This is a genomic window from Rhodobaculum claviforme, from assembly GCF_016653255.1.
Taxonomy (GTDB): domain Bacteria; phylum Pseudomonadota; class Alphaproteobacteria; order Rhodobacterales; family Rhodobacteraceae; genus Rhodobaculum; species Rhodobaculum claviforme.
Map to the genome: position 1 here is coordinate 1 of NZ_NHSD01000155.1, position 7,899 is coordinate 7,899.

9 protein-coding genes and 1 tRNA gene are annotated in these 7,899 nt (G+C 70.5%); 5 read left to right on the plus strand and 5 right to left on the minus strand.

Annotation, left to right across the window (positions count from 1 at the left end):
• The 4 genes from CCR87_RS05020 to CCR87_RS05035 form a co-directional block, all read right to left on the minus strand.
• On the minus strand, nt 1–226 hold a 226-nt coding region (locus tag CCR87_RS05020), incomplete at its 3' end, for an NAD(P)-binding domain-containing protein (protein ID WP_201156469.1).
• Nucleotides 227–261: 35 nt separating this feature from the next.
• Nucleotides 262–765, minus strand: a complete 504-nt coding sequence (locus tag CCR87_RS05025) for a type III secretion system chaperone family protein (RefSeq protein WP_201156470.1) — start codon at nt 763–765, stop codon at nt 262–264.
• Between the two features lie 253 nt (nt 766–1,018).
• Nucleotides 1,019–1,144 carry a type B 50S ribosomal protein L36 gene (ykgO, locus tag CCR87_RS05030; RefSeq protein ID WP_201156471.1) on the minus strand — a complete coding sequence of 42 codons (126 nt, stop codon included), beginning with the start codon at nt 1,142–1,144 and terminating at the stop codon, nt 1,019–1,021.
• A gap of 80 nt (nt 1,145–1,224) precedes the next feature.
• Nucleotides 1,225–1,299, minus strand: a tRNA-Val gene (locus tag CCR87_RS05035).
• 164 nt (nt 1,300–1,463) lie between these two features.
• On the opposite strand from CCR87_RS05035, the gene CCR87_RS05040 reads away from it, so the two are divergent.
• The 4 genes from CCR87_RS05040 to CCR87_RS05055 all read left to right on the plus strand — a co-directional run bounded on the left by CCR87_RS05040 (nt 1,464) and on the right by CCR87_RS05055 (nt 5,619).
• Complete coding sequence (locus tag CCR87_RS05040; protein WP_201156472.1) at nt 1,464–2,327, plus strand: N-formylglutamate amidohydrolase; 864 nt, start codon at nt 1,464–1,466, stop codon at nt 2,325–2,327.
• 91 nt (nt 2,328–2,418) lie between these two features.
• Nucleotides 2,419–2,778 carry a DNA-directed RNA polymerase subunit omega gene (gene rpoZ, locus CCR87_RS05045; RefSeq protein WP_201156473.1) on the plus strand — a complete coding sequence of 120 codons (360 nt, stop codon included), beginning with the start codon at nt 2,419–2,421 and terminating at the stop codon, nt 2,776–2,778.
• A 74-nt stretch (nt 2,779–2,852) separates the two neighbouring features.
• Nucleotides 2,853–4,970 carry a RelA/SpoT family protein gene (locus tag CCR87_RS05050; protein ID WP_201156476.1) on the plus strand — a complete coding sequence of 706 codons (2,118 nt, stop codon included), beginning with the start codon at nt 2,853–2,855 and terminating at the stop codon, nt 4,968–4,970.
• Between the two features lie 19 nt (nt 4,971–4,989).
• Nucleotides 4,990–5,619 (plus strand): DUF2062 domain-containing protein, encoded by a 630-nt coding sequence (locus tag CCR87_RS05055; protein WP_338048878.1) that lies wholly within the window; start codon nt 4,990–4,992, stop codon nt 5,617–5,619.
• Nucleotides 5,620–5,641: 22 nt separating this feature from the next.
• Here the strand turns inward: CCR87_RS05055 and CCR87_RS05060 are convergent, their stop codons facing one another.
• Entirely contained in the window at nt 5,642–6,070 is a 429-nt protein-coding gene (locus CCR87_RS05060) for a DUF1489 family protein (protein WP_201156474.1), read from the minus strand.
• A gap of 115 nt (nt 6,071–6,185) precedes the next feature.
• Between CCR87_RS05060 and CCR87_RS05065 the strand changes: the two genes are divergently transcribed.
• Nucleotides 6,186–7,899: adenosylcobalamin-dependent ribonucleoside-diphosphate reductase (locus CCR87_RS05065; RefSeq protein ID WP_201156475.1), on the plus strand; the 1,714-nt coding region annotated here is incomplete at its 3' end.

Sequence of the window (7,899 nt, forward strand, 5' to 3'; positions counted from 1 at the left end):
CCATCATCTGCGGCTTGACCGCCACCAGAACCACCGCCGGGTCGTCCGGCAGGGCTGCGTTCAGCTGCACCCCCTGCGCGGCCAGCCAGTCCGAGGGCCGCGGCTCCTGCACCCAGACGCGGCCGGGCGCCAGCCCCCCCGCCAGCCAGCCCGCCAGCAGCGCCGAGCCCATCTTGCCGCATCCCACGATGACGATGCCGCGGCGGTCGATCTCGCCGAACCCCATGTGTCCTCCGTCACAATCCATTGCAGGCCGCCCCCTCAGGCGCGGCCATAGGCCTCGGCGATGGCGATGCCCAGCGCCTCCTGCGGGGGGGTTCCGGCCCAGCACACCAGTTGCAGGGCGGGGTAATACCGCTCGCAGGCCGAGACCGCGGCCGAGATCATCCGGTCGATCTGTTCCGGCGCCGGCACCTGCCCCCCGCTGAGCAGCAGGCCGTGGCGCCACACCATCAACCCCTCGTCGGGCCACAGCGTGAAGGCCCCGGCCCAGACCCGGTCGTTGATGCGATTGAGGATGTCCATCAGCGCGGCCTGACGATCCTCGGGCGGGGCCAGTTCGAAGGTGCAGACCAGCCGCAGCATCTCGTCACCGGGCGACCAGGCCAGCGTCAGGGAGTAGGTGCGCCACTGCCCCTCCACGGCCATGGCGATCCGGTCGTCGCCAACGCGATCGAATTCCCAGGCGCGGTGCTCGGCCAGGGTTTCCACGATGTCGATGGGATGGATGTCATCGGCGGGAAAGGTCGGTTCGGAAAGCGACATGGTCTGTCCTCTCGCTGCGCGACCCCGTGGACGGCGGCCCCGGGCGCGGACCACTAGGGGTCGGGTGGGCGGCAAGGATCGGCGTCCATCCGACCTGCCCCTACCAGATATCGTGCGCCAAGAGGGATGCTGTGTAAAGCCGCCGCGCCCGCGAAAGTTGTGGAAAAGCCGCACCTCCCGGCCCGACACGCAAAAGGCCGCCGGCGATGCGGCGGCCTTCTGGCAATGTGGCGGGCGGGTCTGGGCGCGGGCCTCAGCCCTGGCGCGCCTTGAACTTCCGCTGGGTCTTGTTGATGACGTAAACTCGGCCCTTGCGGCGCACGACGCGGCAATCGCGGTGGCGCTGCTTGAGGGACCGAATCGAATTGCGGACCTTCATGGGTCTCTCCTTCGCGGTCTCGGTCGCGGCGCGCAGGCGCCGGGTTCTGTGCATGCCCCGGGCAATCCCGGGGCGGTGAATGGTGGGCACGACTGGGATCGAACCAGTGACCCCTACGATGTCAACGTAGTGCTCTACCGCTGAGCTACGCGCCCCCGACGGCGCGCCTGCAGGCCCGCTTCGGTCGCGTGGCACATACAGAGGTTGGCGGCGGGCTTCAAGGGCTTTGCGCACCCATTCGCCATCCCCGTGTCGCGCGGCACGATGGCCGCTGGCGGCGCGCGGGAACGCGCTATACCATCGGGGTGAAGGAGTTGCGATGTCCGGCTGCGTCTATGATCTGTTGCGTCCCGCCGTCCTGCGGTCGAGCGTGGTTTTCGCCTCGCCCCACAGCGGCCGCGACTACCGCCCCGAGTTCCTGATGCGCACCGCGCTGGACCCGCTGGCGCTGCGGTCGTCCGAGGACGCGTTCGTGGACCGGCTGTTCGGCTGCGCGCCGCAGCTGGGGGCCACGCTGCTGACGGCGCGGCTGCCGCGCGCGTGGCTCGACCTCAACCGCAGCCCCGAGGAACTCGACCCGCTGCTGATCGAGGGGGTGACGCGCGGCGTCCCGTCGCCACGGATCAGCGCGGGGCTGGGCGTGGTGCCGCGGGTGGTCGCGGGCGGTCGGGCGATCTATCGCGGGCGGCTCAGCATGGCCGAGGCGCAGGCGCGCATCGACACCACCTGGCGCCCCTACCACGACGGGCTGCGCGCGGTGCTGGAGGATATCCGGGCCCGCTTCGGGCGCGCGATCCTGATCGACTGCCACTCCATGCCGCGCGAGGCGATCTCCATGAGCCTGCGCGGCGCGCGGGGATTGCCGCAGGTGGTGCTGGGCGACCGCTTCGGCAACTCCGCCGGGCCCGACGTGGTCGACCGGGTGGAGGCGGCCTTCGCCCGGGCCGGGCTGCGGGTGGTGCGCAACACCCCCTTTGCCGGCGCCTACATGGCCGAACATTACGGCCGCCCAGCCGAGGGCATCCACGTCGTGCAGGTGGAGATCGACCGCGGCCTGTACATGGACGAGGGGCGGGTGGCCCCGCTGCCGGCCTTTGCGACGCTGCAACGCCTGCTGCGCGGGGTGGTGGCCGAGATCGCCGCCATCGACGACGTGCCCGAGGTGCCGCTGGCCGCCGAGTGACGCCCCGCACGGCCGCCGCGGCGCTTGCATCGGCGCCGCGCAGGGTCTATCTGTCGCCCCTTATCCAGCCCGCAGAACGGGAGCACTGCCCATGGCCCGCGTCACAGTCGAGGATTGCGTCGACAAGGTTCCGAATCGGTTCGAGCTCGTGATGCTCGCCGCGCACCGCGCGCGCGAGATCGCCGCCGGCGGCGCGTTGTCCATCGACCGCGACAACGACAAGAACCCCGTCGTGGCCCTGCGCGAAATCGCCGAGGAAACCCAGGGCGCCGACGCCCTGCGCGAGCGTCTGGTCGAAAGCTTCCAGACCCAGATCGAGGTCGACGAGCCCGAAGAGGACCAGATGGCCCTCCTGATGGGTGTGGAGCGCGACCGCCCGGCCGAGCCCGCCGACGACATGGACGAGGAGCGCCTGCTGCGCGCCCTCATGGAGGCGCAGGGGCAGGGGTGAGCCCCTCCGGCGCCCCAGCCGGCCTGAACGACCGGCCCGCCCCCCGTGCGGCCGCATCCCCCGGCCACGACGTGATGATCCCGGTGGAGGATCTCGTGGCGCTGGTGCGGGCCTACAATCCGCGCAGCGACTCGGAGCTGATCCGGCGGGCCTATGACTACGGCCGGCGCATGCACGCCGGCCAGACCCGCCATTCCGGCGAGCCGTATTTCACCCATCCCGTGGCCGTCGCCGCCATCCTGACCGAGATGCGGCTGGACGATGCCACCATCGTCACCGCACTGCTGCACGACACCATCGAGGATACGAAATCCACCTTCGACGAGGTGTCGATCCAGTTCGGCGAGGAAATCGCCGGGCTGGTGGACGGGGTCACCAAGCTGACCAACCTGGAGCTGACCTCGACCGAGGCCAAGCAGGCCGAGAACTTCCGCAAGCTGCTGATCGCCATGAGCCGGGATCTGCGGGTGATCCTGGTCAAGCTGTCGGACCGGCTGCACAACATGCGCACCATCAAGTCGCTGCGCCCCGACAAGCAGGTGCGCAAGGCGCGCGAGACGATGGACATCTATGCCCCCCTTGCCGGTCGCATGGGCATGCAGTGGATGCGCGAGGAGCTGGAGGACCTGGCCTTCCGCGTCCTCAACCCCGAGGCGCGCAATTCCATCATCCGCCGCTTCCTGACGCTGCAGCGCGAGGCCGGGGACGTGGTCCAGCGCATCTCCGCCGACATCAAGCTGGAGCTGGAGAAGGTCGGCATCACCGCCGAAGTCCACGGCCGCGCCAAGAAGCCCTATTCCGTCTGGCGCAAGATGCAGGCCAAGGAGCTGTCGTTCTCGCGGCTGTCGGACATCTACGGCTTTCGCGTGATCTGCGGGACCGAGGCCGACTGCTACCGCATCCTGGGCGCGATCCACCAGCGCTGGCGCGCGGTGCCGGGGCGGTTCAAGGACTACATCAGCCAGCCGAAATCCAACGGGTATCGGTCGATCCACACCACGGTGTCGGGGCGCGACGGCAAGCGCGTGGAGGTGCAGATCCGCACCCGCGAGATGCACGAGGTCGCCGAGGCCGGGGTCGCCGCGCACTGGGCCTATCGCGACGGGGCGCGGGTGACGAATCGCTTTGCCGTGGACCCGGCCAAGTGGATCTCCACCCTGACCGAGCGCTTCGAGGAGGGCGACCACGACGAGTTCCTCGAGCACGTCAAGCTGGAGATGTACTCCGACCAGGTGTTCTGCTTCACCCCCAAGGGCGATGTGGTGCAGCTGCCGAAAGGCGCCACGCCGCTGGATTTCGCCTATGCCATCCACACCCGCATCGGCAACGGCTGCGTGTCGGCACGGGTGGACGGGCTGCGGGTGCCGCTGTGGACGCGGCTGAAGAATGGCCAGAGCGTGGAGATCATCACCGCCGAGGGCCAGCGCCCGCAGGCCAGCTGGATCGACATCGCGGTCACGGGCCGCGCCAAGGCCGCCATCCGCCGGAGCTTGCGCGAGGAGGACCGCGACCGCTTCGTCAAGCTGGGCCAGGAACTCGCACGCGTGGCGTTCGAGCATGTCGGCCGCAAGGTCAGCGACAAGGCGCTGGTGACGGCGGCGCGCCAGATGGGGATCAAGGACCGAGTGGAACTGCTGGCCCGCCTCGGCAGCGCCGAGGTGACGGCGCGGCGCGTGGTGGAAACCCTGTACCCCGAGCTGGCCGCCCGCGGCGGCGAGGAGGTCGACGCCACCCGCCCCGTCGTCGGCCTTCCCGACGGCACCCCCTTTGCCCGCGCCGCCTGCTGCCAGCCGGTCCCGGGCGAGCGTATCGTCGGCATCACCTATCGCGGGCGGGGCATCATCGCGCACGCCATCGACTGCGCCGTGCTGGCCGAATACGAGGAACAGCCCGACCGCTGGATCGACCTGCGCTGGCACGACGGGCAGCACCCCGCCGCCCATGCCGTGCGGCTGGAGATGACCATCGCCAACGACACCGGCGTGCTGGCGCGCATCTGCACCTTGATCGGCGAGCAGAAGGCCAATATCTCGGATCTGGTCTTCGTGGACCGCAAGCCGGACTATTACCGTCTGATCGTCGAGGTGGAACTGCGCGACGTGGAACACCTGCACATGATCATGACCGCCCTCGAGGCCGAAAGCGACGTCGCGCAGCTGTCGCGCCACCGAGACGCGGCGCGCAAGCCCTGACGCCGGCCGGAGGGGCCCCGTGTTCAAGCGACGCACCAAGCGCAGCTGGGTCAGGGTGGCCCTGGAGGTGGTCTATCCCCGCGGCGGGTGGCGCCGCGCCGCCAGCTACATGGGGCACCGCCTGTCGCGCCTGCCCGACACCCCCAGGCGCATCGCGCGCGGCATCGCGGCGGGGATGTTCGCCTCGTGCACGCCGCTGTTCGGGCTTCACTTCGTGATCGCGGCGCTGGGGGCGCGGCTGCTGGGGGGCAACATCCTGGCGGCGCTGCTGGGGACCTTTCTGGGCAATCCGCTGACGTTTCCGCTGATCGTGGAGACGTCGGTCCAGCTGGGCAGCTGGATGCTGGGCCTGGGCGGCGGGCTGCATTTCCCCCAGGTGATGGCGGCCTTCGGCTATGCCTGGGCCGAGCTGTGGACCAACCTCTATGCCCTCGTGGCGGGCGAGGCGCCCAACTGGCTGCGGCTGCGGCTGTTCTTCAACCGGGTGTTCCTGCCGTACCTGCTGGGGGGCATGGTGCTGGGCGTGGTCTCGGGGGTGGGGGTGTATTTCGCCAGCCTGCCGTTGATCCGCGCCTATCAGACCCGGCGGCACAACCGCCTGCGTGCCCGCTTCGAGGCCAGCCGCGCCGCCCGCCCGCCGCGGGACTGAGCGCCCCCGCGTCCCTGGCGCCTCAGCGGACGCCCAGATCGGCCAGCGCCGCCGCCAGCTCGGGCGGCAGAGCCACCGCCTCGGCCCCCGCGGCAAGGTCGCGCGGTGCGTCGGCCGGGTCGAGGTACCGCCACCCCTGGAACGGGCGGCGCGGCGCGGCCTCGGTGCGCACGATGGCAGGGTCGAGGACCAGCCCGCAGCGCAGCACCCCGTCGCCGCCGCGCAGCTCCTCCAGCCGCACGATCCGCTGGCGCGCCAGGATCACGCCGCGAAACACCCAATAGAGCGACCCGCCCGCCAGCACCTCGGCCGCGCGCCTGGGCCACATGCGCGTGACGTGCCACGGGCGCCCGTCGGGGCCCTTGGCCTCGGGGCGCGCCTGCCACCGGGACAGATCGTCCACCCCATCCGCGCCCACGCAGAGTTTCACAATATGTACGGTGTCGGCCATGCACGCCCCCCAGTTCTTGCCTCAGTCTAGCGGTCCCGGCGCCGGGTTCAAGTTGACCCGTCCCGGTGGCGCAGCTAGCGTCCGCGCCCGCGCCCCTGCTCCGAAAGGCCCCGCCATGAGCCCCTTTGCCGCCCCCATCTCGGAAACCATCTGGGACATGAAGTACCGGCTGAAGGATGCCGATGGCACCCCCATCGACCGCACCGTCCAGGACAGCTGGCGCCGCGTCGCCCGCGCGCTGGCCGCCCCCGAGGCCGATCCCGCCGCCTGGGAGGACCGCTTCTTCGACGCGCTGCGCGATTTCCGCTTCCTGCCGGCCGGCCGCATCCTGTCGGGCGCGGGCACCGGGCGCAGCGTCACGCTGTTCAACTGCTTCGTCATGGGCACCGTGCCCGACAGCATGGCCGGCATCTTCGATGCGCTGCGCGAGGCCGCGCTGACCATGCAGCAGGGCGGCGGCATCGGCTACGACTTTTCCACAATCCGGCCGCGTGGGGCGCCGGTGCACGGGGTGGCCGCCGACGCCTCCGGCCCCTTGTCGTTCATGGATGTGTGGGACGCGATGTGCCGCACGATCATGTCGGCGGGCGCGCGCCGTGGCGCGATGATGGCCACGCTGCGCTGCGACCACCCCGACATCGAGGACTTCATCACCGCCAAGCAGGACGCCGCCCGGCTGCGCAACTTCAACCTGTCGGTGCTGGTGACGGATGATTTCATGGCCGCGGTGGCGGCCGGCACGCCGTGGGACCTGGTGTTCGACGGCACCGTGCACCGCACCGTGGACGCGCGCGACCTGTGGGACCGGATCATGCGCGCCACCTACGACTATGCCGAACCGGGCGTGATCTTCATAGACCGCATCAACGCGATGAACAACCTGAGGTATGCCGAGACGATCGCGGCCACCAACCCCTGCGGCGAACAGCCCCTGCCCCCCTACGGCGCGTGCCTGCTGGGCTCCATCAACCTCGCGCGGCTGGTGGTGGACCCGTTCACCCCCGAAGCGCGTCTGGACGAGGCCGCGCTGGAGGATCTGGTCGCCGTCGCCGTGCGGATGATGGACAACGTCGTGGACGCAAGCCGCTTCCCCCTGCCCAGCCAGGCCGAGGAAGCCCGCGCCAAGCGCCGCATCGGGCTGGGCGTCACGGGCCTTGCGGACGCGCTGGCGATGATCGGCCTGCGCTACGGCTCCGAGGCGGCGGCGGCGCGGCTCGACGCCTGGCTGCACCGGCTGGCGCGCGCCGCGTATCTGGCCAGCGTGGACCTGGCGCGCGAGCGCGGCCCCTTCCCGCTGTTCCAGGCCGAGCCCTTCCTCGCCTCCGGCACCATGGCCGCGATGGACGCCGACGTGCGCGCCGCCATCCGCAGCCACGGCATCCGCAACGCGCTGCTGACCTCCATCGCGCCCACCGGGACCATCAGCCTCTATGCCGGCAACGTCAGCTCGGGCATCGAGCCGATCTTTGCCCACGCCTATACCCGCAAGGTGTTGCAGAAGGACGGCACCCGCACCGAGGAGGAGGTGGTCGACTACGCCGTCGCCCAGTGGCGCGCGCGCTTTGGCGATGCCCCCCTGCCGGCGCATTTCGTCGATGCCCAGACGCTGGCGCCGGCCGAGCATGTCCGCATGCAGGCCGCCGCGCAGAAATGGATCGACAGCTCGATCTCCAAGACCATCAACCTGCCCGCCGACATCACCTTCGAGGCGTTCAAGCACGTCTATGCCCAGGCCTATGCGAGCGGATGCAAGGGCTGCAGATGGCGGCGCGCACGTCGGCGTCCATCGCGGCCATGGTGCCGGAGGCGAGGAAGGGCTCGGCCTGGAA